Source organism: Vibrio panuliri (genome assembly GCF_009938205.1).
GTDB lineage: Bacteria > Pseudomonadota > Gammaproteobacteria > Enterobacterales > Vibrionaceae > Vibrio > Vibrio panuliri.
Map to the genome: position 1 here is coordinate 388,319 of NZ_AP019654.1, position 25,801 is coordinate 414,119.

General features: G+C 45.4%; 23 protein-coding genes. All 23 read left to right on the forward strand.

Annotation, left to right across the window (positions count from 1 at the left end):
- Position 1: 1 nt before the first annotated feature.
- The 23 genes from GZK95_RS01900 to GZK95_RS02010 all read left to right on the forward strand — a co-directional run bounded on the left by GZK95_RS01900 (position 2) and on the right by GZK95_RS02010 (position 25,798).
- Positions 2–1,444 carry a type IV pilus biogenesis protein PilM gene (locus tag GZK95_RS01900; protein ID WP_075713979.1) on the forward strand — a complete coding sequence of 481 codons (1,443 nt, stop codon included), beginning with the start codon at positions 2–4 and terminating at the stop codon, positions 1,442–1,444.
- On the forward strand, positions 1,444–2,094 hold the full coding sequence (gene gspM / locus GZK95_RS01905; protein WP_075713977.1) for a type II secretion system protein GspM: 651 nt from the start codon (positions 1,444–1,446) through the stop codon (positions 2,092–2,094). The genes GZK95_RS01900 and gspM overlap by 1 nt, the downstream gene beginning before the upstream one ends.
- On the forward strand, positions 2,087–2,410 hold the full coding sequence (locus GZK95_RS01910) for an MSHA biogenesis protein MshK (RefSeq protein WP_404817695.1): 324 nt from the start codon (positions 2,087–2,089) through the stop codon (positions 2,408–2,410). The genes gspM and GZK95_RS01910 overlap by 8 nt, the downstream gene beginning before the upstream one ends.
- A gap of 15 nt (positions 2,411–2,425) precedes the next feature.
- Entirely contained in the window at positions 2,426–4,087 is a 1,662-nt protein-coding gene (gene mshL / locus GZK95_RS01915) for a pilus (MSHA type) biogenesis protein MshL (RefSeq protein WP_075713975.1), read from the forward strand.
- A 6-nt stretch (positions 4,088–4,093) separates the two neighbouring features.
- Positions 4,094–4,939 (forward strand): ExeA family protein, encoded by an 846-nt coding sequence (locus tag GZK95_RS01920; RefSeq protein WP_075713973.1) that lies wholly within the window; start codon positions 4,094–4,096, stop codon positions 4,937–4,939.
- Complete coding sequence (locus GZK95_RS01925) at positions 4,936–6,060, forward strand: tetratricopeptide repeat protein (RefSeq protein WP_075713971.1); 1,125 nt, start codon at positions 4,936–4,938, stop codon at positions 6,058–6,060. Before GZK95_RS01920 ends, GZK95_RS01925 begins: the two co-directional genes overlap by 4 nt.
- On the forward strand, positions 6,050–7,774 hold the full coding sequence (locus GZK95_RS01930) for a GspE/PulE family protein (protein ID WP_075709775.1): 1,725 nt from the start codon (positions 6,050–6,052) through the stop codon (positions 7,772–7,774). The genes GZK95_RS01925 and GZK95_RS01930 overlap by 11 nt, the downstream gene beginning before the upstream one ends.
- A gap of 8 nt (positions 7,775–7,782) precedes the next feature.
- Entirely contained in the window at positions 7,783–9,003 is a 1,221-nt protein-coding gene (locus GZK95_RS01935; protein WP_075709776.1) for a type II secretion system F family protein, read from the forward strand.
- 1 nt (position 9,004) lies between these two features.
- Positions 9,005–9,466 (forward strand): MSHA biogenesis protein MshF, encoded by a 462-nt coding sequence (locus GZK95_RS01940; RefSeq protein WP_075713969.1) that lies wholly within the window; start codon positions 9,005–9,007, stop codon positions 9,464–9,466.
- A 74-nt stretch (positions 9,467–9,540) separates the two neighbouring features.
- Positions 9,541–10,119, forward strand: coding sequence for a prepilin-type N-terminal cleavage/methylation domain-containing protein (locus GZK95_RS01945; RefSeq protein ID WP_075709778.1), 579 nt, complete (start codon positions 9,541–9,543; stop codon positions 10,117–10,119).
- Positions 10,120–10,152: 33 nt separating this feature from the next.
- Positions 10,153–10,623: a type II secretion system protein gene (locus GZK95_RS01950; RefSeq protein ID WP_075713967.1), complete on the forward strand. Its 471-nt coding sequence runs from the start codon at positions 10,153–10,155 to the stop codon at positions 10,621–10,623.
- A 123-nt stretch (positions 10,624–10,746) separates the two neighbouring features.
- Positions 10,747–11,205: a prepilin-type N-terminal cleavage/methylation domain-containing protein gene (locus tag GZK95_RS01955; protein WP_075713965.1), complete on the forward strand. Its 459-nt coding sequence runs from the start codon at positions 10,747–10,749 to the stop codon at positions 11,203–11,205.
- Positions 11,205–11,732 carry a type IV pilus modification PilV family protein gene (locus tag GZK95_RS01960; protein ID WP_075713963.1) on the forward strand — a complete coding sequence of 176 codons (528 nt, stop codon included), beginning with the start codon at positions 11,205–11,207 and terminating at the stop codon, positions 11,730–11,732. The genes GZK95_RS01955 and GZK95_RS01960 overlap by 1 nt, the downstream gene beginning before the upstream one ends.
- Complete coding sequence (locus tag GZK95_RS01965; protein ID WP_075713961.1) at positions 11,732–12,481, forward strand: PilW family protein; 750 nt, start codon at positions 11,732–11,734, stop codon at positions 12,479–12,481. Before GZK95_RS01960 ends, GZK95_RS01965 begins: the two co-directional genes overlap by 1 nt.
- Positions 12,471–12,920, forward strand: a complete 450-nt coding sequence (locus GZK95_RS01970) for an MSHA biogenesis protein MshP (protein WP_075713959.1) — start codon at positions 12,471–12,473, stop codon at positions 12,918–12,920. The genes GZK95_RS01965 and GZK95_RS01970 overlap by 11 nt, the downstream gene beginning before the upstream one ends.
- Positions 12,920–16,408: a DUF6701 domain-containing protein gene (locus GZK95_RS01975; protein WP_075713957.1), complete on the forward strand. Its 3,489-nt coding sequence runs from the start codon at positions 12,920–12,922 to the stop codon at positions 16,406–16,408. The genes GZK95_RS01970 and GZK95_RS01975 overlap by 1 nt, the downstream gene beginning before the upstream one ends.
- Before the next feature lie 152 nt (positions 16,409–16,560).
- Positions 16,561–17,604, forward strand: coding sequence for a rod shape-determining protein (locus tag GZK95_RS01980; RefSeq protein WP_075649431.1), 1,044 nt, complete (start codon positions 16,561–16,563; stop codon positions 17,602–17,604).
- Positions 17,605–17,663: 59 nt separating this feature from the next.
- Positions 17,664–18,551 (forward strand): rod shape-determining protein MreC, encoded by an 888-nt coding sequence (mreC, locus tag GZK95_RS01985; protein WP_075709785.1) that lies wholly within the window; start codon positions 17,664–17,666, stop codon positions 18,549–18,551.
- On the forward strand, positions 18,541–19,029 hold the full coding sequence (gene mreD, locus GZK95_RS01990; RefSeq protein WP_075709786.1) for a rod shape-determining protein MreD: 489 nt from the start codon (positions 18,541–18,543) through the stop codon (positions 19,027–19,029). The genes mreC and mreD overlap by 11 nt, the downstream gene beginning before the upstream one ends.
- Before the next feature lie 2 nt (positions 19,030–19,031).
- Positions 19,032–19,592 carry a Maf family protein gene (locus tag GZK95_RS01995; RefSeq protein ID WP_075713955.1) on the forward strand — a complete coding sequence of 187 codons (561 nt, stop codon included), beginning with the start codon at positions 19,032–19,034 and terminating at the stop codon, positions 19,590–19,592.
- 20 nt (positions 19,593–19,612) lie between these two features.
- Positions 19,613–21,082, forward strand: coding sequence for a ribonuclease G (gene rng, locus GZK95_RS02000; protein ID WP_075709788.1), 1,470 nt, complete (start codon positions 19,613–19,615; stop codon positions 21,080–21,082).
- Between the two features lie 9 nt (positions 21,083–21,091).
- Positions 21,092–24,967 carry a YhdP family protein gene (locus tag GZK95_RS02005; protein ID WP_075713953.1) on the forward strand — a complete coding sequence of 1,292 codons (3,876 nt, stop codon included), beginning with the start codon at positions 21,092–21,094 and terminating at the stop codon, positions 24,965–24,967.
- A 12-nt stretch (positions 24,968–24,979) separates the two neighbouring features.
- On the forward strand, positions 24,980–25,798 hold the full coding sequence (locus GZK95_RS02010) for a carbon-nitrogen hydrolase family protein (protein ID WP_075713951.1): 819 nt from the start codon (positions 24,980–24,982) through the stop codon (positions 25,796–25,798).
- Positions 25,799–25,801: the final 3 nt, after the last annotated feature.

A 25,801-nucleotide genomic window follows, 5' to 3' on the forward strand; every position in this document is an offset into this window, starting at 1 on the left:
AATGAACATTCAATCTCTAATAGGAAAGTTTAGTGCTAGCAACAGCACTGAAAATAGTTTGCAAGTGGTTGTTCAGCCGAATGCACTCTACTTCTCTAAATGGAATGGTGGCACTCTACCTCAGAAAATTTCTTTCGAATCCGGTGATTGGCAGGATCATTTGCTGGATGCGTTGGCACAGGCTGGGGTAAGTGACAGCGCGATAGACCTAGTTATAAACTCCAACCTTTATCAAAACTATCAGATAGATAAGCCAAATGTTCCCCAAGAGGAACTGAGCCTCACTCTGCCATTCCTACTTAAAGATTTGATCAGTGAAAAAGTTACTGAGATCGTAGCAGATGCCATTCCGCTACCGACCAGTAATAAGCTGCATGTTTATGTTATCGCTAAGTCTGCGCTTTTAGGGTTTGTCAGCAAATTAAGCAAGCTTAAATTGACGCTTGGTCGAGTGCTTGTTGAAGATGATATTTGGCCTTTGGTTTGTGCTGATACTGAACGTTTTGTTTTATTGCAGCAGAGTAAAGGCGCGGCTTATAAGGTCAGTGCATTTGTCGACTCACGCTGTGTATTTCAGCGAACTATTCGTGGTATCACTCCTCCACTGACTGGCGTTGCTACGAGCGGACTGCAACTTGATGGTATCGCACTCGAACTGCAGCGCTCGATAGATTATTTGTCTTCTCAATTACGTGGTGCAACCTTGCATCATATGAAAGTCTGTTGTGATGAAGACAATGATGAGGAACTCGCACAAGCCCTTGATGAGCGCCTCAGCGTTAAAGTTGCTCCATTATCTAATGTGAAAGTTGATTCGGGTGAGTTGTTGGCGCAGTTTGCCAATCAAGACAACAGCGCCGCGATTAATCTTTACCCAAAACACCTTAAACCAAAAGTTGAACGATTCACGCTAAATAATGTGATGATCGGTTGCGGTGGGTTAGCTCTATTAATTGGCATCATATCGGCTTACTCGACTTGGCAAAACAGTCAATTGGAAAATGAGCTACAGGTCGCTCAGTCGCAAGAAACAGAATTCAATCAACAGCTTGCTAGTTTGAATCAGCGTATAGTTAAGCATCGCCCCTCACCGGAAAAAGTACATGCCGTAGAGAGGCTTAAAGAAGAGATTCAATCTAAGCAAGACTCTTTGGCTGCAGTATCAAAATACGATGGTCAACAGCAAGTTGGGTATTCCGGCGTAATGCAGTCGTTAGCGCAGTTAGGTCGCAACGACATTTCGTTAAGCTCAATCCGTATGGACGCGGATAATCTTGATATTAAAGGTTTAGCTCGAGATCCTCAGGCAATACCAAACTGGGTTAATCAGTTTAAGAGTGAAATCAATCTCGTTGGACGCTCATTTGAGAAACTAAAAATTGCTCGTAATGAGCAAGATATCCTTACTTTTGAGTTGCGCACCAAAGAAGAGGTAAAAGAGTGATGAGAGCACATTGGCAGAAGTGGGGAGACGGTTTTGCAAAGTTAAGTCAGCGAGAAAAGTGGTTGCTGACGCTGTGTCTTGTCGTCGTGATGGTGATAGGTATGTTTACCTTGTTGCTGGAGCCCGCACTGAATACAAATCAGTCTCTTAAACAACAAATTGCGACGACTAAACAGAATAATCAGCGCCTTGATAAGCAAATTTCTGCGCTGACCGCAAAACTCAAAAAAGATCCAGATCAGGACATTAATATCGAGTACAAGAGATTACTAACGGAAAGCCAGTCACTGTCTGAATTGTTGGCCAAAGTAATCGAAGATCTTATTTCACCTAGTCAAATGGCTAAGTTACTTGAAGATGTGCTTGCGGGTACGAAAGGTTTGCACTTGGTTTCGTTAGAATCGATGAGAGCAGAACCGATTGTGAGCGGTCACGCCTCGGAAAATTATGCGGGTTATTACCTTCACCCTGTGCGCTTAGAGCTGACGGGGAATTATTTTGCCATTCTTCAGTATTTAGAAACGTTGGAGTCATTGCCAGTCAACTACTATTGGCGCAGTTTTTATTACCAAGTGGATGCTTACCCTAAAGCGCGATTGGTGTTAGAGGTTTACACGCTTGGTACTAGACAGGAGTTTATCGGTGGTTAATAAAGCCCTACTCATCGTCTTTGGATTCTCTTTTGCTGCGATGGCATCTCAAGATCCCACCGCACCACTGAATTGGCAGCAAGCCCCTAAAGCGGTTGCTAAGAAAAAAGTGGTGCAGCCGCGTGTGCCTAACTTGCAAAGTATTGTGTGCGGCGAAAGTCGTGATTGTTATGCCATTTTAGATGGGCATACCAAAGCTACAGGCGAAAATATTGCTGGATTTAGAGTTAAGCAAATCAGTGCTGACTACGTCACAGTGACCCGCGGCAGTAAACAGTGGAAACTGGAACTGTTCCCCCTAGAAGTAAAACAATAAGGTTATTGGAATCGTATGCGTAAAGTTGTTTTAGCCATCTCTCTTGCATCATTGGCAGGGTGTTCTATGGGGCACCGCGATCCTGTAGAAGCGAAAGGTGCTTTGAATGAAGCGATTAATCAGTCAAATAGTCATGCTTTAGAGCAATTGCCTGCCTCGGTGGAAGCGGATTTGATGCCTGACTTGGATGGTATGGCGATCGAGCAAAATAAAACCGTGAAACGTTTTCGCGTCAAGGCGAATGGTGTTGATGCGCGCGCCTTCTTTGCCAGCCTAGTCAAAGGCACAGAGTACAGTGCCGCTATTCACCCGGAGGTGAGTGGCAAGATCACGGTGAACCTTTCTGATGTCACACTCGATGAAGTGCTGGCGGTAGTAAGTGATATGTACGGCTACGATGTGCAGATGGTCGGCAAGGTCATTCAGGTTTATCCTGCGGGGCTACGCACCGTAACCATTCCAGTAGACTATTTGCAATTTAAGCGTGCTGGTCGCTCGTTGACCTCAATTACTACTGGCACCATCACGAACAATGATAACTCCTCGAATAATAATTCGAGTAACTCATCATCATCTTCATCGTCAAGTTCTTCTAACTCATCAAGTAACTCTCGCTCTTCAACGGCAAGTGGCGGCACTGAAATTGAAACCACAAGTGAAAGTGATTTTTGGCCGCAATTACAAATGGCGGTTGCGCAGTTAATTGGTAGTGGTAGCGGACAATCAGTGGTAGTGACGCCTCAAGCGAGTGTGATCACTATACGCGCGTACCCAGATGAGATTCGTCAAGTGCGCGAATTTCTCGGGGTTTCACAACAACGCATGCACCGACAAGTTATTTTGGAAGCCAAGATCCTCGAAGTTACTCTGAGTGATGGCTATCAACAAGGTATTAACTGGAGCAAAGCCTTTACCTCGAATGGTACTAAGTACACTATCGGGCAGGGTTCTACCGCACTTGATAATGGCAGTGCTCCAGCTCTACCAGGGCTAGATACAATCGGGACCTTACTGGGCGGACAGACCAACTTAGTTATCTCCAGTGGCAGCTTTGATGCAGTAATTAGCTTTATGGCTACCCAAGGTGATTTAAATGTGCTTTCAAGCCCACGAGTGACGGCTTCAAATAACCAAAAAGCGGTCATCAAAGTGGGTACCGATGAGTATTTTGTAACCGATCTTTCGAGCGTTGTCGGTTCTGGTGACAACTCTGAACCATCACCGGAAGTTGAACTCACGCCATTTTTCTCTGGTATTTCTCTTGATGTGACTCCGCAAATCGATGACCAAGGAAACGTGCTATTGCATGTGCATCCGGCAGTCATTGAAGTGAATGAGCAAGTAAAAGAGATCGGTTTTGGTGGTAACAAAATTACGTTACCTCTCGCAAGTAGCTCTATTCGAGAGTCTGACTCGGTCATTCGTGCTCAAGATGGCGATGTCGTCGTCATCGGTGGATTAATGAAGTCCAATACGATAGATCAAGTATCTAAAGTGCCATTTTTAGGGGATGTACCTGGGTTAGGGCATCTATTTAGGAATACTTCGAAGTTGCAGCAAAAAACGGAATTGGTGATTTTGCTTAAGCCAACTGTCGTTGGCGTGAACACTTGGCAAAAAGAACTCGAACGTTCACGAGATCTGTTACAAGAATGGTTCCCTGAACAACAACAGTAGTCGTCTATGTATCTAGAGCGCTTTGGTTTTAGTCAGCTGCCTTTCCACCTCACGCCCAATACCGAACTGTTTCTTGGGCTTGAGCCTCATTATGAAGCGATTCAAGTGGTTAACTCGGCTCTTTCGATGGGGGAAGGGCTGATAAAAGTGACAGGTGAAGTCGGCACTGGCAAAACAATGGTATGTCGCATGCTCGTCAACCATTTTGAGCCTCATATCCAGTTGGTTTATTTACCTAATCCTGCTCTTTCTGGGGATGAACTGAGACAAGCCGTTGCCAGCGAACTTGCCGTAGAGTGTCTTGATAAAACCAAGCTTGTAGAACAAATTCAAATGCGCTTAGTGGCTCTAGCCAAGCAAGGTAAGCAAGTTGTTGTACTGGTGGATGAGGCGCAAGCTCTGAGTGATGAAGCGCTGGAAGTGTTGCGCCTATTTGGCAATTTGGAAACAGAGCAGAACAAACTACTGCAGATTGTGTTATTTGGACAACCAGAGCTGGATATTCGTTTGGAGCAATATCACCTGCGCCAGTTTCGCCAACGGATCACCTTCAGTGCAAAGTTGAGAGCCTTGTCTCTCGATGAAACGGTTGCTTATATCGATAGTCGGCTTGCCAAGGCAGGGGCGAAGATGGCGGTATTTTCTGTGCCACAACAGAAAGCAATTTGGCGAGCGAGTTATGGAGTTCCAAGGCTTATCAATCAGATTTGCCATAAAAGTTTAGTGTTGGCTAGCAGTCAAAGCCTCAATACGGTAACGAATGGTGATTTGTATCATGCCATTCACGACACATTTGATGCTTGCAAACCAAAGTTTAAAAGCCCGGTTTTATGGGGATGGAGTAAAGCATGAGTGCGATTAACAACGCGCTGTCTGAGTTATCTAAATCACAGACGGTTACTAAAGCGCAGATAGAGAAAGCACAAGTACAAGTGGTAAAAAAAACCAACGCTCTGCCGTGGGTTATCGGCGGCTTTAGTTTAAGTCTTGCTGTTGGTGGTTGGGCGATTTCTCAGCAATCAATGCCACCAAGTCAGATTACCAGCGAGGTTACCCAGCAACCCGTGCGTGCCGCTGCTTCGTCGATCTCCTCTCCAACGGTAAAACCATCTCAATCTAGTGAAGTCATTTATTCGGCTCCTCGTAAGGTGCAAGCGGTGGCGAAACAGAACATCGCCAAAGAAACCTCGTCAGTGCCTCAAGTCTCGACAGTAGAAAAGCCTCTAGCGCAGGTTGAAGAAACGGATTTGACCACTCAATCATCTATACATCTTGCTCAGGTTGCGCTTTCGCGTGATGAAAGTGTGCAGGATAATCAAGCAACACAAGCGGATGCAGCAGTCTCTTCGGGGGAAGTGGTTGTTGAACAAGTTGAGTTAACGCCAACTCAGCTCGCAGCCAAAGCACAAAGCCGAGCTAAAAAAGCGCTGGATGCCAATGATCTTGCCAGCGCAATAAGCCACTTTAACGATGCATTGCGTTACACCCCACGTGATAGCGAGGTACGTCAAACCTTGGCGGCGCTATTTTATGGTAAAGGTGAAGTCCGGAAATCTGTGGATCTATTGCAGCAAGGGATCGCGCTTGCTCAGGATGATCAGAGTTTACGAATCGCGATGGCCAAATTGCTGATTAAAGAGCAGCAAACTAGCGCGGCATTGACGCCATTAGTTTATTTGCCTAGTCACCCAAACAGCGAATATTTATCACTACGTGCAGCGTTAGCACAAAAAAGTGGCCAAGATGATGTGGCTCTAGAGAGCTATCAGTTATTGGTGCAGTTAGAGCCGCAAAATGGGCGCTGGTGGTTGGGACTCGGTATTCAACAAGAGCGAGCATTCGAGCTTGATAAGGCGCAGAAATCGTATCAACAGGCGCTAAACAAGGTGGGTTTGTCTAGCCAGTCTCAGCAATTTATCCGTGACCGTTTGGCTTTGCTAGGTCGTTTACAGGAGCAGCCAAATGAAAATTAAGTTAAGAAAGCGCCTTGGCGATTTGTTGGTTGAAGAAGGGATCATTACCGAACAACAAGTTGAACAAGCACTGCAAGCTCAGAAAGCGTCGGGGCGTAAGCTTGGCGCGACGTTAATCGACCTCGGCTTTTTGACTGAAAAGCAAATGTTGAGCTTCCTCGCGCAACAATTGGATGTACCGCTTATCGATCTTAGCCGCATGAATGTAGATATTGATGCGGTGCAACTGCTGCCAGAAGTGCATGCTCGTCGTCTTCGAGCGTTAGTGATTGGACGTAACCAAGATACGCTGCGCGTCGCGATGAGTGACCCGGCCGACTTGTTTGCTCAAGAATCCCTGTTATCTCAACTTCCACAATACGCAATTGACTTTGTTATCGCGCCAGAAAAGCAATTGGTGGATGGTTTTGACCGATACTATCGTCGTACCAAAGAGATCGCGTCATTTGCCGAGCAATTACAAGCAGAGCATCAAGTTAATGAAGCATTTGATTTTAATATTGAAGATGCGGATAGCGATGAAGTTACCGTTGTAAAGCTAATCAACTCTTTGTTTGAAGATGCCATCCAAGTTGGCGCTTCGGATATCCATATTGAGCCCGATGCGAATATCTTGCGCTTGCGCCAACGTATCGATGGAGTACTGCATGAAACTCTACTCAATGAAGTGAATATCGCTCCAGCTCTGGTTTTACGTCTAAAACTGATGGCGAACTTGGACATTTCTGAGAAGCGCTTACCTCAAGATGGTCGCTTTAACATTAAAGCGAAGGGACAGTCGGTAGATATACGTATGTCGACGATGCCCGTGCAGTATGGTGAGTCTGTGGTAATGCGTTTGCTCAACCAATCATCAGGGGTCCGTAAGCTAGAAGAATCAGGGTTGCCAGCAGATTTGCTTGCTCGACTTCGAGCTCAATTGCGACGTCCTCACGGTATGATTTTGGTTACAGGACCGACGGGGTCGGGTAAAACCACCACCTTGTATGGCGCGCTAAGCGAACTTAATGAGCCTAGTAAGAAAATTATTACCGTTGAAGATCCGGTCGAGTATCGCTTGCCACGAGTGAACCAAGTGCAGGTTAATTCGAAGATCAATTTAGATTTCTCTACCATCTTGCGCAGCTTTTTACGTCAAGACCCAGATATTATTCTTGTTGGTGAGATGCGCGACCAAGAAACAGTAGAAATTGGTTTGCGAGCCGCTTTAACCGGTCACCTTGTGTTGAGTACTCTGCATACCAACGATGCAGTTGATAGTGCATTGCGCATGATGGATATGGGGGCTCCAGGCTATTTGGTTGCCAGTGCTGTGAGAGCTGTTGTCGCACAGCGACTCGTGCGCAAGGTATGCCCTGACTGTAAGACTGAGCACCATTTGGAAGAGAGCCATCGCCAATGGTTGATGGAGCGATTCCCAAACCAAGTCGAGGCGAGCTTTGTCAGAGGGCGTGGGTGTCAAAACTGCAACTTAACCGGCTACCGAGGACGTATCGGTGTATTTGAAATCCTCGAGCTTGAGCAGAACATGATGGATGCTCTGCGTGCAAATGACGCAGTTGGCTTCACTCAAATCGCGCGCAGCTCTGAAAACTACAAACCATTACTCGCGTCGGCTATGGAATTGGCGATGCAAGGAGTCGTGAGCTTTGAAGAAGTCATGAACCTTGGCGAAGGTGATACCTCTGGCAGCGTTCAAGCGATCTACTTGTAGGAAGAGCTATGTCCGTATTTCATTACCGAGGTAGAAATTTAGATGGCAGTAAGGTCTCTGGTCATGTTGAGGCTGCCACAGTTGAACTGGCCACCGAAGCGTTGATGGCTAAAGGGGTGATCCCGACAGAGATTAATGCGGGTAAGCAGCGTGGCGGATTGAACCTCGACCTTTCGGCACTATTTACTCCAGCGATTCCATTAGAGGTGCTGGTTATTTTCTGTCGTCAAATGTACAGCTTAACCAAAGCCGGTGTGCCTCTATTACGTTCAATGCGTGGGTTAACGCAAAACTGTAGCAACAAGCAACTAAAAGAAGCTTTAGAAGACGTCACCAATGAGTTAACCAATGGTCGTAGTTTATCAAGTGCGATGCAGCTTCACCCTAAGGTATTTAGTCCGTTGTTTGTCTCTATGCTCAGCGTTGGTGAGAATACGGGTCGCTTAGATGATGCATTGCTGCAACTTGCTAACTACTACGAGCAAGAGTTGGAAACCCGCAAGCGAATAAAAACAGCGATGCGTTATCCGACTTTCGTGATCATTTTTATCACCTTGGCGATGTTTGTTTTAAACGTCAAAGTGATCCCCCAGTTTTCCAGTATGTTTGCCCGTTTTGGGGTTGATTTGCCTTTACCAACACGGATTTTGATCGCAACATCTGACTTTTTTGTTAACTATTGGCCATTTATGTTGGCGGCTATTTTTGGTCTCCTTTTTGCTTTTCGAGCTTGGGTTCAAACGGCAAAAGGACGCGAGAAGTGGGATAAATTTCGCTTACGAATGCCCGTTATTGGCAGTGTCGTCAATCGTGCTCAGTTAGCTCGTTTTTCCCGCACTTTCTCATTGATGTTAAAAGCGGGCGTGCCGTTAAACCAGTCGTTGGCACTCTCAGCTGAGGCGCTAGATAACCGATTTTTAGAGAATCGATTGTTAGAAATGAAAGCCTCGATAGAAGCTGGTAGTTCGATTTCCAATACCGCTATCGCCAGCGGAGTGTTTACCCCTTTGGTGATTCAGATGATCTCGGTTGGGGAAGAGACCGGTCGAATTGATGAGCTCTTGATTGAAGTTGCGGACTTTTATGACCGAGAAGTGGATTACGATCTCAAAACATTAACCGCTAGAATCGAGCCATTCTTATTGGTGGTTGTGGCTGGCATGGTGTTGGTTCTTGCATTGGGTATTTTCCTACCAATGTGGGGCATGATGGATGCACTAAAAGGTTAATATGCCGAAACAGATTAGACGTTCCCGCTTTGCCGTTTGGTTACTGCTTATCATGGTTTTAGTGATGGCCTTTTTGCTTGCTTGGCATAAAGTAGAACAAGAGGCGAGTAGTACGGCATTGGTCGTGGCTGGTAAACGTATTCTTGACCGAGCAAACTTTTACAAACAAGAGTGGCTGCTGGCTGGGCAGCCAGCGCAATTGAACGTACATCAAAAGTTTATTCACTATTCTGCTAAAGGGTGGCCATTACCACTGCACCAGACAAATAAAGTCGATTGTGGTTACTGGATGGATCTTTTATATCAAGAGCAGCGAGTTTTAGGCACTTTACCAAAAAAAATCAACGATAATTCAACATCGTCAGATTTTCAGTGTCAGTACTTTTATGGTAATCATGAGGCGATTTTGATTGGACTTGTCGATGATAAATTCAGCGTCAGTGTCAGCTTTTCGTCAGAATAGGAAAATTGACGCTCTCCAGTAGTAATATTGTACAAGGAGCGTATAATGCCTAGCACAAACGGGTGAGGAAGAAGATGAAAAACAATAAGCAAGCTGGATTTTCCTTAGTTGAACTAGTGGTTGTAATCGTTGTTGTCGGTTTACTGGCGGTTGCGGCATTACCCCGTTTTCTCGATGTCACCGATGAAGCAAAAAAAGCGAGTATTGAAGGGGTTGCTGGCGGTTTTGCGACGGGCGTGCTTTCTGCTCGTGCTCAATGGGAAGCTGAGGCTCGCCCATCAAAAATCGTTGGCGCAGAGAAACAGAACTACGTGAATTATGATGGTGTTGACTTTTGGTTGACGCGCTCGAAAACATCAAACGGTGCCAGTACAGTGTATCGCGATGGTTACCCGCTTGATATTGTGCCGGATAATGGTGAATTTCCGACGGGCTTAACAGATCAAGCTTGTATTAACCTGATGGAGAACTTGCTTCAGAATCCTCCGAAAGTTGATACTGTTGACAATGCGGTGAAAAACCGCGATGTAAAATATTCCGCTCAAGCGAATAAAGCCTCCAATATTTGCGTCTATGTACAGCGCGAAGGTGGGACTGAGCACAAGTTTGAGTATGAAATTGAAACTGGTCGTGTGACCGTAACCTTGCAGTAATGCTGCGAAACTTAAAATAAGAGAGATTTTACTATGAAAAGACAAGGCGGTTTCACCCTAATCGAACTAGTGGTGGTAATTGTTATTCTAGGTATTCTTGCAGTGACGGCAGCGCCACGTTTCCTTAACCTACAAGATGATGCGCGCAATGCATCACTAGAAGGCTTAAAAGGTGCAATGGCTGGAGCAACGGGTATTGTATATGGTCGTGCTGCGGTTAGCGGTGTCGAAAAGAGCAATCCAGGTGCAGTATCTGGCGGCACAAATGGTCAAGATATTACGACTATTCTGGGATATCCAAAAGCATCAGAAGATGGTATCGGACGAGCAGTAGTTGGTTTGTCTGGTTCAGACAGTGATTGGAAGGTTGTAAGTTCAGGTACTAATACGATCTCTTACTCTTTTGAAAGCTCAAAAGAAGATGCTAAGTGTCTTGTTAAATACACGATGAACACCACAGATGGTTCTGAGCCAGTGATTACCGTACAAAAATGCGATAATTAATTCATAAAAAAGGCCAGCTTAGCTGGCCTTTTTTATGTTCTTCTCAAAACCCCCAATAATCCAACAATTTCTTAACTCTTTTCGGTATAATACAAAAGTTTACTTAAAGTTGACGCAGGTAGGATGAATATTCGCAAGCGGTTAGGCTTTACACTGGTCGAACTGATCATTGTGATCATATTACTGGCCATACTCTCTTTATATGCTGCTAGTCGATATATCGGCGTAGGCAGTTTTTCTGTACTTGTTATTCAAGACTCTGTGATTTCAATCGCTCGCCAAGTGCAACTTAATCGCATGCACTCCAATGTAACTGATGCCAATGATAGCCTGAGATTGTCAATCAGCAGTCACTGTTTTGGCTCGGTAGAAGGTTGTGCGCACCCTGATGGGCGCAGCGACTGGGTGGCAGAAGATGGCGTTACCTTTTCCGCTCCCGTGAGTGAGATCTCATTTGATCTACTGGGTAACCCACTAAATGTGGCTAGCGGTGGGGTTGAGGTTACCATCCACGGGCAAGGCAGTCAGGCTATTGTCTCCGTTTGTGCTAATGGGCTTATCTCGAAATCGGGGTGCGATTAATGCAAAGATGGCGCGGTTTTACTCTTATTGAAAGCGTCGTGGCAATGGTGATGATGGCCATCGCCATGGTGACTTTGACCAGCTTTTTAGTTCCGCAATTGGCGAGTTCAGCTGACCCGCATTATCAATCTCGCTCGGCTGCGCTTGCACAAAGCGTGATGACCAATATTTTGTCACGTAAGTTTGATCAAAATACCCAAGGTCTCGGCAATGAAATACGTTGTTCCTCGGTTGATCCTGCTGCTTTGCCATGTACTACCAACTGGGACGATAGTGAAGCAGTAAAGGATTTGAATGATATCGATGACTATGAAGGGTGCTGGGTGCCCAATGGAACGGCAAGCTGTCGTGACTTGTATGATTTAATTTCTAATGAAAAAGAGAGTGGTTATCACAATTTCCGTTTAGACATCAAGGTGAGTTATGCGCCTGATAGTAGTTCTCGTCGCATGAAGCGCATCGACCTTATTGTGACTGCAGGTAAGCAAACACCGATTGAGTATGTTGCTTATCGGGGGAACTACTAATGAAAACGCGCGGTTTCACTTTGATTGAGATGGTCGTCACTATGATTGTGGGGACGATATTAGTGATGGGGATTGCTGGTTTTGTCGAGCTAGGAACCAAAGGTTATGCGCAAAGCGTTGATCGGCAAAGGCTACAAACTCAAGCGCAGTTTGTGCTGGAAAAAATGACGCGAGAAGTTCGTCATGCGCTACCTAATGTGTTTGTTTCCGATGGCTTATGTTTGTCTTTTTATCCGATCATTGAGTCTGGGTTCTATGCGGTCTCTGGCAGTGATATTCACTTTATTGTCGGTGATGAGAATGCCACCGTGGGCGATTTGAGCGATAAACAGCTAGTGATCAATCCCACCCAACAACTTCTGGCTGGGCAAACGTTAAGTGACTTACCCAATAGTTTTTCTTTGAGTGGTGTGAAAGAGATATCTGATCCTACGATTTCAGGTGCAACGTTTACCCTCGAGGGCAAAGCCAATCAGTTAATCGGAGGATCTGTGGTCAATCGGCAGTATATCTCTGCCAATGATCGACAGATCGCTTATTGCCTTGGAGACGAAAAAATCACTCGTAAAGTTGGCAGTGGACAGGCAATGCCGTTAATTGATACATCAGAGGTTAAAGTGAGTGGGGCGATTGAGTATCAACCCGCAGGAGTGCAGCACAGTGGCGTTGTGCATATTGAGTTGCACTTTAGTCAAAACAACGAAACCACTCGGTTTGAACAAGACGTGCAGGTGTTAAATGTCCCGTAGTAAGTATCAGCAAGGTAGCTTGCTTATCGTGGTGATCTTTGTCTTGGTGGTGATGGGATTTCTTGCCACTCACCTTAGTCGTATTCAGTGGTCTAATACCGACTCTCATGCGAAAGAACTGCTGGGAACTCAAGCTTGGCTGTTGGCTCAGTCAGTTAACGAGGACGTGCTAACACGCTTTTATCCGTTGGACTCAGCCAGCTCAGCGGTCAAAGCAAACTGTAAACCAAAAGATAAGATGGCGTTGCCGGATTTTACTGATGGCGACGGTAAGTTCACCGAGGTCACAATGAACTGCCAACTCAAGGAAACCAGTTGTGGTGGGGTTGGAAAGCTGGATGGCATTTTCTATTACAAGCTCACTGCTCGGGTGGTTTGTGGCTCAGGAAAAAGCGCAGTTGAGCGCAGTGAAGAAATTTGGGTAAGGGAGTCAGAATAATGAAACATATCGTGCTGTCACTGCTTGTTTCTCTCGTTTCTCTTGGCGTTTATGCTGATGATGACTTAGTTGAATATTGTCGGGTCAACTTTAAGCAAGATTTTACCGTCTATGCGGATTATGGTGAGCAATCATCTTCATTCTACAGCCAGCATAAAGGTCGCATTTCAAAAAATAAATGGGACTTTGATGACGAAGTGCTGTTTTTTGCCAGCAATAAAAAAAACGATAGATACAAAGATATTGCGGTATGGACCAGTGATGACGATGATGATTATCCAAATGTGCTCTTTTATGACCCGAGTGTCGACAAAGAGCCGGGAGCAACGATACGAATCGACTACGACTACCAAGGTCACCGTGGCAATGCCTATTATGGTGACATTACCTATTACGTCTATAAATCAGGTCAATGGTCAGAAAGCATAACTAAGACTCTTTGGACTCACTATACCTCTCACAAAGCTTATGCAGTATTCGAGCATGAAGATGACGACGATGAGTTACATAACTTGCGTTGTGGCCCGCTGGATGAGAAACCCGTCGTACCAGATTTTAAGCTCGATATCTGCCCCTATGTCCCTAATACGGTACAAACTAACTATATCTTGCCGAGTGGCAATCCATTTGGTGCGCTGCAAGTGGGGGCGAGCAACTATGTTCAGCTAGGCAAGAATGAAACAGAGCTCTTTCTCTCTTCAAGTACGGGTTACAAAGATTGTATCGATGGAGATGGTAATCTCGTTAGTTGTAAGACGATGCTTAGCAATACCAAGCCAGCCGTCGATGGCTTTCCTAAGTCGTTGGGGACGTTCCCTTATACGGGCAATAAACCAGATAAAGATTGTAAAAAGGATAATCTCAGAGATTGTTACTTAACTCCCGGTGTATATAAAGACGTTAAGGTAGCGGAAGATGCAACGCTGGTGCTCGCTGGAGGGCGCTACTACTTCAGCATTCTTAAGTTTGAGGCAGAAGGGGCGAGTCTGCAGGTTAATGGTCCGACCGAGATTAACTACAAAGAAATACTGTTTGAAAAATCAGACATCAAAATTAATGTTGGCAACAATGCCAAAAGTGAAAATTTGCTGTTTCTCGGTCATGGAGATAAGGCGAATTTCTATCTTAAATCCGATGTTCACAACGTTGAGATCAATGCTTATATTTACGTAGATAAGCGAGCTGATGACAAAGACAATGGTTTTGGTGTCAGTGGTTGGCGTAACACTATTAATGGTGGCGTTACTTCGCATTCGATTGCGATAAGTGGTGGTAGTAACTCCATTAACGCGACAAACCAACTTAATTGTACCGGAACAGTTGAGCCCGATATCAGCGCAATAGAGATTGTTCCAACCAATATGTATCTTCAGTGCGCTGACAACAACAAAGTGTATGTCAAAGTCTTTGATAAAGATGGTAAGCCCATTCAAAACATCGGCAACAGTTTGGTGAATCTATACAGCACCTCACCAAATGCTCTTAGCTTTACGCGTGTGAAATATGATGCCGCGAAGAGTTGGTTTGAATTTACAGTCGATTCCAAAGCGAACAATGACTATGGTCCAATCGAAGTAAAAGCCAATGTGGTTGGTCACGATGCGATTAGCGACACTAGCCACCTTGTCTTTGCGCCAGTTGTGTTTGATATCAACGACGGTCAAGAGAAAGAATTGATTGCTGGTTATCCGGATAAGGTCTCGATTAAAGCGCTAGCATGTAGCACTGATGGAAATACTATCGTTGGTAACTATGAAAAAACGATCAGCGAGAAAAACTTACACAATACCTCTTTCATACCAGGAAGTTGGCAAAACAATTCAAACAAACTCACTCTGACGGCGGCGTTCAAAGCTGGGCAAGTGGCTGCTGATATCCAATTTAATGATGCAGGGCGATATAAAGGGCAACTTATCGATACCGTAAAATGCCAAGATTTTTATCGTCAGGGTGTTGAGGTGGTCGATTGTCCGATAACGGAAAGCAAGCAGATTATCGGCGAACTTAAGTTTAAAGCACGACCTTGGACTTTTGCCTTATGCCGCCCAACCCTCAAACCGCTGCCAAATGGCGATATCGATGATCCAACTAGCGAGCACTTTGTGGCGGCGGGAGAGTCTTTTGCCTTCGCTGCCTTGCCGATTCGTTGGCAAGGTGGAAACATAACGGGTGAGGTCGCGACACTCGATAGTTATTGCGATAAAGGCAACATTACAGAGAACTTTTCTTTAGGGCAAGCTGGTGAAATTACGCTCAAAGTGACGCATGATATCAGTTTGCCGAGCGGTGGTGAGCTAGGGGAGCTGAGTGGCAATGTCAGTAAAACCTATACTGCCAGTGAACAGGATGGCTATTATCTTTTTGACTCACTAAGTTGGAATGAAGTAGGGCAACTGAAGTTGATGGTCGATAGCGATGATTATTGGGATATGGATATTCAACAGGGCTATCGCAATGTGGGAAGATTCTATCCTTACCGTTTTGCCATCAATAAGAGTGAGTGGCAGGCACCAGCAAGCCAGGGTGATGTGACTTATTTGAGCCAGCCGTTTGCGAATGTTGCTGTCAAAGTGGAAGCAGTGACTTTGGATAGTAAAAACGTCAAAAACTACGATGATTTTTCTAAACCTCTTCAAGCGAAATTCACGCTCTGGCAAGAGAGTAATTCATTCAAGAAAAATGAACTTCAGCTCAACGTCGCGGCTGGTCAATGGCGAGAGGATTCGGATAGCACAAGTCAATATTCTTATTGGGAGCTCGACGATTCGAATGCGAAAGTACTGAGGTATCGCACTTCAGCTCTAAGCGCCCCGTTAGCGACTAAAGAAAATGGTCCTTTTAACACGGGAGCATCTGAGGCGACCTTAACCGATTATGCATTGCAAGTCGATGGTATTGACCCGGTCTTTTTCCTCGATGAGGACGGAAATAAGCTCGACTACCAAGCATTTATCTATCAGCCTAAACTTCGTTATGGAAGAATGGTGTTGGGGCATTTGGGCGGCGTATCTGGGACTAATTTTAACGTACCGTTAAGAGTGGAGTACTGGAATGGATCCAAATTTGTTGTCAATCAATCCGATGATGCATCTGGATTTTTGACGGCAGATAACTATCAATGCAAAAAGCCATTATGGCAATCTACCCCTAGTAATTCGACATCGGAATTAGCGGGAGCAGATAGTTTTACTAAGGTTAAGGATGGTCTCTCCGATGCTCTAATGGCAAATGCTGACAGCGATAAGAGTTTACGAGAGCAAGTGCAGTTTTGGTTAAAGCTTGATGATCTCAGTGATAGTACGCATGCTTCGCCACAAACATTGGACTCAACAGTTAAATGTGGAAGTAAAGGGACAAACCAACCATGGTTGCAATATAACTGGCATGGGCTAGGTGATGAAGATCCATCCACGGTGGTCACCTTCGGTATATATCGCGGTAATGACAAGATCATCTTCCGCAGCGAAGAGGGGCTGACCGGGCTGTAATTTTTATTAAAAAGTGGCGCTACGTAAGGAAACTGTTAGAAATTGCGTGTTTCACTCCATCTTTCTTAGACAATGCCTTGCTGTGATGGCGAGGCATTGGTACATTTAGACCAATTTTTTATCTTCTAATTCTTTCAGGACGAACGAAGAATATGTTCAAAAAACTTCGTGGCATCTTTTCGAATGACCTATCAATCGATTTAGGTACAGCCAACACCCTTATTTATGTCAAAGGTCAAGGCATTGTCCTTGACGAACCTTCAGTAGTCGCAATTCGCCAAGATCGTAACCGCGCAGGAAAAAGCGTAGCGGCTGTCGGCCATGCGGCGAAGCAAATGTTAGGTCGTACGCCAGGAAACATTTCAGCGATCCGTCCTATGAAAGATGGCGTTATTGCCGACTTTTACGTTACTGAGAAAATGTTGCAGCACTTTATTAAGCAAGTGCACGACAATAGCGTATTAAAACCAAGCCCTCGCGTATTGGTTTGTGTTCCTTGTGGTTCAACACAAGTAGAGCGCCGTGCGATTCGTGAATCAGCACTCGGTGCTGGTGCACGCGAAGTGTATTTAATCGACGAACCAATGGCGGCGGCAATTGGCGCAGGCTTGCGTGTATCAGAACCAACGGGCTCAATGGTGGTCGATATTGGTGGCGGTACGACTGAAGTCGCGGTTATCTCATTGAACGGTGTCGTGTACTCATCTTCAGTTCGTATCGGTGGTGACCGCTTTGATGAAGCAATCATCAACTATGTGCGTCGTAACTACGGCAGCTTAATTGGTGAAGCGACGGCTGAGAAGATCAAACATGAAATCGGTTCTGCTTACCCTGGTGACGAAGTTCAAGAGATTGAAGTTCGTGGTCGTAACCTAGCTGAGGGTGTTCCACGCAGCTTTAGCCTAAACTCAAACGAAATCCTTGAAGCGCTACAAGAACCGCTAACAGGTATTGTTTCAGCCGTGATGGTGGCATTGGAACAGTGCCCACCAGAATTGGCGTCAGATATCTCTGAAAATGGTATGGTGCTAACAGGTGGTGGTGCTCTACTAAAAGATCTTGATCGCCTATTAACCGAAGAGACAGGTATTCCAGTCGTTATTGCTGAAGACCCGCTGACTTGTGTTGCTCGTGGTGGTGGTAAAGCTCTTGAAATGATCGACATGCATGGTGGCGATCTATTTAGCGAAGAATAATCGCTGTTGCCCAACCACTAGGTTGGGCAAACATTATAGAAATAAGGAACTCAAACTCAATGAAGCCGATCTTTGGCCGAGGACCTTCACTTCAATTACGCCTATTTTTCGCCGTGATTTTATCAGCCAGCCTTATGCTGGCTGATAGTCGTTTAGGTGCTTTTGCCCAAGTGCGCTATTTATTGAACAGCATTGTTGCGCCAATTCAGTATCTTGCTGATGTGCCCCGAGAGATGTTTGACGGAGTGTACGAACGGTTTAACACTAGCCAAGCGGCGATAGAAAGTAATCGTGCGCTTAAGCGAGAAGTGCTGCGTTTAAAAAATGATTTACTCCTTCTTGATCAATATCGAGAAGAGAACCAACGTCTACGTAAATTACTTGGTTCTTCCTTTGTGCGAGATGAACGTAAAGTCGTCGCAGAAGTGATGGCAGTCGACTCTTCCCCCTATCGCCATCAAGTGGTGATCGATAAAGGGCATATTGACGGCGTTTACGTCGGTCAACCTGTCGCCAATGAGAAAGGAATTGTGGGGCAAGTAACCTTTGTTTCCGCCCACAATAGCCGAGTATTACTATTAATTGACTCTAATAGTGCGATTCCAGTTCAAGTGATTCGCAATGATATTCGTGTGATTGCATCGGGTAACAGTAAAGTAGACAAGATCCACCTAGATCATATCCCAATTAGTACCGATATTCAGGATGGTGACTTATTGGTGACCTCGGGTCTAGGAGGCGTTTATCCTGAAGGATATCCTGTCGCTTATATCGACAAAGTTGAGCGCGACAGTCATCGAGAATTTGCACTGATCGAAGCCGATCCCGTGGTGGACTTTGAACGACTGCGCTACTTGCTATTGATTTGGCCAAGTGACTCTCGCCAAGAAAAAGTACAGTCGGCAGAACCAAGTAATATGGCAGAGGTAACCACCAATGGCGAATAGTGTACTGAAAGGTAAGATGGCAATCTTAGTGTCATTTATCATTGCCTTAACACTTCAGACCATTCCTTGGCCGGGAGTGTTGGATGTGTTGCGCCCGTCTTGGCTGTTACTGGTTACCTGTTATTGGGTATTGGCACTGCCACATCGCGTAAATGTTGGTACTGCTCTAATATTAGGGTTACTCTGGGATTTGCTGTTGGGATCTACCTTGGGTATCCGTGGCATGATGATGTCGATACTGATCTATATTGTGGCACTCAACTTTCTGGTTTTGCGCAATATGGCGCTTTGGCAGCAGGCGCTGGTGATTGGTTTACTCTCGATAGCCCTTGAAGTGATGATATTCTTCGGTGAGTACCTCATTCAAGATATTACTTTTAACCCAATGTCGCTGTGGGCTGGGTTAATTAACTGTATTTTATGGCCGTGGATGTTCTTGCTGATGCGCCGCATAAGACGCCATTGGCATGTGAGGTAGCCATGCAACCATCTATTTTATTGGCCTCTGGCTCCCCAAGACGTAAAGAACTGCTAGAGCAACTTGGTTATCAGTTTTCAATTGTTCGCACCGATGTTGAAGAGGTGCGTCAAACCGATGAAAGTGCTTATGATTATGTTGTGCGCTTATCTAAAGATAAAGCTCTAGCAGGTGTTGCTCTTGCGGCAGACTCGGTTGTCATTGGCTCTGACACCATAGTGGTCTGTGATCAGACTGTATTGGAAAAACCGAATGATTATCAGCATGCAAAAGAGATGCTGATGCGACTATCGGGACGCTCACATCAGGTGATGACGGCAGTAACGGTCGCAAGTAAACAAAAACAAGAAACGGTAGTTGTGACTACCGACGTATGGTTTAAGCCGTTGTCAGAACAAGAAATCGAACAATACTGGCAATCTGGAGAACCATGCGATAAAGCTGGCAGTTATGCGATCCAAGGTATTGGAGGGCGCTTTGTCACTCGAATCGAAGGCAGCTATTCCGCTGTCGTTGGTTTACCGCTATTTGAAACTGACCAGCTCTTGCACAAATTTTTATAATTCAAATTTGAGGTGCGCTCATGAGTGCAGAGTTGTTGATCAATGTGACCCCGAGCGAAACTCGTGTGGCGATGATCGAAGAAGGCGTTTTACAGGAAGTCCATGTTGAGCGCGAAGCAAAACGCGGTATTGTAGGGAACATCTATAAGGGTAAAGTCAGTCGTGTCTTACCCGGTATGCAAGCAGCTTTTGTTGATATTGGCTTGGATAAAGCGGCATTTCTCCATGCGTCCGATATCGTGCCTCACACCGAGTGTGTGGCAGAAAACGAAAAGCAGCAGTTCCAAGTTCGTGATATTTCCGAGTTAGTTCGTCAAGGCCAAGATATTGTTGTTCAAGTGGTGAAAGACCCTCTTGGGACAAAGGGCGCACGGCTAACAACGGACATCACCTTACCTTCTCGTTATTTGGTGTTTATGCCAGGAGCAAGCCATGTCGGTGTCTCTCAGCGCATTGAAAGCGAAAAAGAACGTGAACGTCTAAAGAAAGTCGTGGCGCATTATTGCGATGAAGATGGTGGCTTTATTATTCGTACCGCTGCGGAAGGTGCTGATGAGCAGGAACTATCTCAAGATGCAGCATTCCTAAAACGTCTTTGGTCGAAAGTGAATGAACGTCGTAGTAAGTATAAAACTCGCTCTACTCTGTACGGTGAGTTGGGCTTATCACAGCGTATTCTGCGTGATTTTGTCGGTACAGAACTAACCAAAATCCTCGTCGACTCTCGATTAGAGTTCGAGAATCTTAAAGAGTTTACTAGCGAGTACGTCCCAGAGTTGACCGAAAAGCTTGAGCTGTATGAGGGCGACAAGCCAATCTTTGATATGTACGACACCGAGAACGAAATTCAACGTTCGCTGGATCGTAAGGTGGATCTTAAATCTGGTGGCTATTTGATTATCGATCAAACAGAAGCTATGACCACCATTGATATCAACACTGGGGCTTTTGTTGGTCGTCGTAATCTCGAAGAGACAATCTTTAATACCAATGTAGAGGCGACTCAAGCGATTGCTCGTCAGTTACGCTTACGCAACTTAGGCGGCATTATCATTATTGATTTTATCGATATGCTGTCTGAAGAACATCGTAAACGTGTTGTGGTCTCATTGGAAAATGCGCTCGATAAAGATCGAGTGAAAACCAATATCAATGGATTTACCAGCCTAGGTTTGGTTGAGATGACACGCAAACGAACGCGCGAAAGTATTGAGCATGTTTTATGTTCAACCTGTCCTACATGTGAAGGGCGCGGACGCGTGAAAACCGTTGAAACAGTGTGCTATGAAATTTTACGCGAGATTACGCGCGTAAATCGTGCTTATGATGCTGACAACTTCGTGGTATACGCATCTCCTGCGGTTGCAGACACCCTGCAAGGTGACGAGTCGCATGCATTAGCTGAACTTGAAGTATTCATCGGTAAACAAGTGAAAATCCAATCAGAACCGCTCTATGTTCAAGAGCACTTTGACGTTGTAATGATGTAGAAGGTACGAGTGAACTCAAGATTAAGTCGTATCGCACAAAGCTTACTCTGGGTGTTATTGACAGTAATGGTATTGCTTGCCATTGCTGTCACAACACTGCGTATTGCTTTGCCACAACTGAACCACTTTCAAAAAGAGATCCAAACTTGGGTTAACCAAGGCACAGGCTTTGAGTTTGATATTGGTGATATCAGTGGTTTTTGGCGAAATACCCACCCCTCTATCTCACTGGTGCAAGTGAGAGCAAATACGCCAGAAGGAAGTGGCATCGGCTTTGCGGCTGAAACGGTCGAAGTTGAGTTTGATCTGATTCAATCGGTTTTACAGCTCGAGCCAGTTGTCGCTGACTTAAATGTGCATGGGCTTAAGATTGATATCCGCTCTATTCAATGGGAAAAAAATCTCAATCAAGCGCCAAAACTTGCCCCGAAGGGATCTCAAAAAAGCGTTGTTGAACAAATTGACAAGTTGCTTTTACGCCAACTGGATCACTTTACTTTAAGTGATTCAAGTGTGTTGTTTAACGCTCTCAATGGTGAGGAGCGCACGCTCAATATCGCGCAGTTGAAATGGCATAACCAAGAGAACCATCACGCTGCGGAAGGTGACATTACCATTCCTGAAGCGAAGATTAACTCGCTTAACGTTAAAGCCAACTTTATTGACCACGGCTCATTGGTGGATGTGTCGGGAGAATTCTACCTTTCTGCTGAAAACATTCTGCTAACCAACTGGTTGACTGAGTACATGCAGGATGAGACCGGCATCGAAAAAGGTGAAGTGAGCCTAAATGGTTGGCTGACGGTCAATCATAGTAAGCCTGTTAACGCTTATCTTGAAGTTCTCCCTTCAGAGCTAATTTGGCAAGAAGGTGGGCGACATGAGTTGATGTTTGAGTCAGGTGTGTTCGAACTTGAACCAAGCGGCAATGGTTGGCAAGTAAATGCTCACTCACTTAAATTGCGCACCGATGACACTGAATGGCCAGAGCTTGATATTGCTTTCAATTGGCAAGACGAACGCTGGCAACTCAATGCTTCGCAACTTGATATTAGTGCTATCTCACCGTTGGTTAAGTTAGCGCCCAACTCTAGTCAGATTACCGAGTTACTCCATACTTTCGCTTTAGGTGGAAGCCTAGAAGATATCCGAGTGCAAATGGGGAGTGAGATTGAGTCTATTAAATATTCGGCCAATCTTCGTCAGGGTCGAATGGCACAGTGGGAACTGCTGCCTGGCATTAATCACTTAGAAGCAAAAGTAAGTGGTGACTATCATCAAGCACGTGTGAAAGCGACGCTTCTTGATGACGTATTACCGTATGGCGATGTATTTCAAGCGCCGCTGCGTATTAAACAGGGTGAAGTGGATCTTGTTTGGCAAAACCTTGGTGAACAAGGTTGGCGACTATGGGCTGACAAAGTGACCGCAGCAACACCTGATTTGCAGGTATTAGGGGCGTTTCGATTAGACTTCCCAAGCGGGAAAAGTCCGTTCTTGTCGTTTTATGCTGAAGCTGATCTGTTTAATGCAGGGGAAACCTGGCGTTACCTGCCAACATTAGCGTTGGGTCAGGAGCTGACGGATTATCTCTCGACTGCGATTCAAGGCGGTAAAGTGAATACCGCAAAACTGCTTTGGTATGGTGAACTCAATGAGTTTCCATATGCTAATCACAACGGTATGTTCCAAGCTTGGGTTGGTTTAAAAGATGCGACATTTAGTTTTGATACCACTTGGCCTGCAATAACCAAGTTACAACTGGATTTGCTGTTTCAAAACGATGCAATGTACTTAGACTCACACAGCGCGGTATTGCGCGGGGTTAAGGCGAGTCGAATTACCGGTCGTATTCCAGAGTTGGCAGAAGATGGTCATATAGAAATCGAAGCATCGGTGTCCGGTGATGGCGACAAAGTGCGAGATTACATGATGGCATCACCTTTGGTTGATTCTGTAGGGGCGGCGCTAACCGCTGTGCAGGTAGACGGTAAGGTAACATCAGATTTTCAGCTTAAAGTCCCTTTTGATGATTTTGATACCCGAGCTTGGGGTTATGCGGAGTTGAGTGGTAATGATGTCACCATTGATGCGCCACCAATGGAACTGGATAAGGTCTCAGGTCGTATTGAGTTTGATAATGATGTGGTGAAAGCCGCAGGGCTTTCTGCCAATTTGCTTAGTCAACCTGTCGCGATTGATTTCAGTGGAGAGAGCGCAAAAACAGGCTATAACATTGATATTGATGTTGTAGGGGATTGGGCAACAAAACCTCTAGCACCTTATGTCGGTGACCAGTGGTTAAAACCGATATCAGGCCATGTTCCTTGGCAGACCAACGTCGCGATTCAACTTAACGATATCGGTTTTACTTACCAAATAGATGCCAGTGCCGATATGCAGATGCTGGCCAGCCAATACCCATACCCATTGGGGCGCAAAATTGGAGAGAAAGGTAAGGCAACACTACAGGCATCAGGTAACCAAGAGACTGTTACTGCTCGATTGCAAATGCCAAACTTTAAGTATCAGACTGAAATTGATATTCGACCAGAGACGCCAGTGCTGACTGCGACTAATTTGGTGCTTGGTAAAGGCAGCTTCAAAATTAGCCCAATCGTCGGTCATGATTTGCAAATTAGAACGCAATCCTTTGATTTGGATGCATGGTTAGCGGCTCTAACTCATCCGACAGCCAAACAAACCTATGCATTGGCACAATTAAATACACCGACAATCCCAACGCCTGAGCGGGTGAGTATTAAAGTCGATGAGTTAACGTTGGCGAATGTTGAGTGGAATGATGTTCGTTTTGATGCCAAGCGAAAAAATCTTGGCTGGCATATGGCTTTAAACAGCCAACAAGCGGTGGGTGAGGCGAACTATATATCACCTTATGATCTATCAGTTAAATTACAGCATTTGAACCTGTTCTTCCCTAAACTTGAAGAAGACGCGGTCAAACGACGCAGTCTATTTGAAGCTGAAGACCCAAGCTTACCGCTGGTGGACGATTTTGATCGTAAGTTACATAAACAGCTGCCTAACATCACTTTGTCAATTGATGAACTGTGGGTACAGGGATACAAACTTGGTCAGGCACATCTTGATTTGCAACGTCAAGGTAACCGTCTTTATTGGCGAGATATTTCACTCAAAAGTGGTAGCAGTGAAGTGAAAGTGACCGGCAACTGGTTGTTGGATGGGGATAAGAGTCAGACTAATATGGATTTACTTATCTCAGGCGACAACAACAGTGAAGTTATGGAGCGCTTTGGTATTACATCGGGGATTCAAAAAGCCCCGTTTGATATTGATGCAAAGTTGAGTTGGCGTGGTTCACCTTGGGGAATGCGTGTGAGCAGTCTTTCAGGCAGTGTTAGCACGAAACTTGGCAAGGGTTTGATTTCCGATGTTAGCGGTGCGGCTAGATTGCTGGGCTTATTTAGTCTCGATTCTATCATTCGCAAAATGCAGCTCGATTTTAGTGATGTGTTTGATAAAGGCATGGCGTTTAACTCGATTACCGGCAGCGGTGAGATTAAAAATGGCATTTTCCTCACCAACGATATTCGAATGGATGCCGTCGCGGGTGAGATGAATATCAAAGGCTTAGCGAATCTAAATAATAGAACGGTTGATGCGGAAGTGAATTTTGTGCCGGATATCACGTCAGGTATTCCGGTCTTAAGCGCCTTTGCCGTGGCACCGCAAACGGCACTCTATGTGTTGGCAATTACCACGGTGATCTCTCCGGTAGTTGAGGTCTTTACTCAGGTAGATTATGAAGTAAAAGGACCGTTGGACTCGCCGGTCGTAAAAGAACTCTCCCGCAGTAAAGGTGAGTTCAAACTGCCGAAGAAGTTGCTAGACGCCGTTGATTAAGGAGTACTGCTCATGGAAAGAGTTGGCTTGATTCAGATGACTTCAGGGCCCGATCCTGAGATTAATTTAGCGTACATTGAGCAGCAAGTGGCAGCGCTTGCTGAACAAGGAGCAAAATGGGTAATTACGCCTGAGAACTCAATCGTTTTTGGTTCGCGGCGTGATTACCATCAATATGCTGAGCCATTACAAAGTGGTGCTTTGCAAACTCGTATTAGTGACATAGCGAAGCGCTACGGAGTTTGGTTGTTGATTGGTAGTATGCCCATTCTGCGAGGCACAGATGTAACCACGACCTTATTGGTCTTCAATGACTTAGGTAATTTGGTCGCACATTATGACAAGCTACATATGTTTGATGTCGATGTTGCCGATAGTCATCAGCGCTATCGAGAGTCAGAGACTTTCAAACCAGGGGCGGAGATTGTGACGATAGAGACGCCTTTCGCCCACTTGGGGCTGACTATTTGTTATGATGTGCGCTTCCCACAACTGTATAGTGAGTTAGCTCGCAAAGGCGCGAATATTATCGTCGTTCCCGCAGCCTTCACTGCGGTGACTGGGCAAGCTCATTGGCAACCTTTATTGACTGCTCGCGCGATAGAAACACAGTCTTGGATTGTTGCCGTAAACCAAACAGGTACCCATCAAGGTGGACGACAAACTTGGGGGCACTCCATGGTGATCTCGCCATGGGGCGACGTGTTTGCAAGTTTAGATGACGCTGTGGGTAATCTATTGGTTGAGATAGATTTACAAGCAGTGACTGAAATCAGAGCGACGATGCCGGTGATGAGCCACAACCGCTTTGATAATCGAATTAAAATGTAAGAG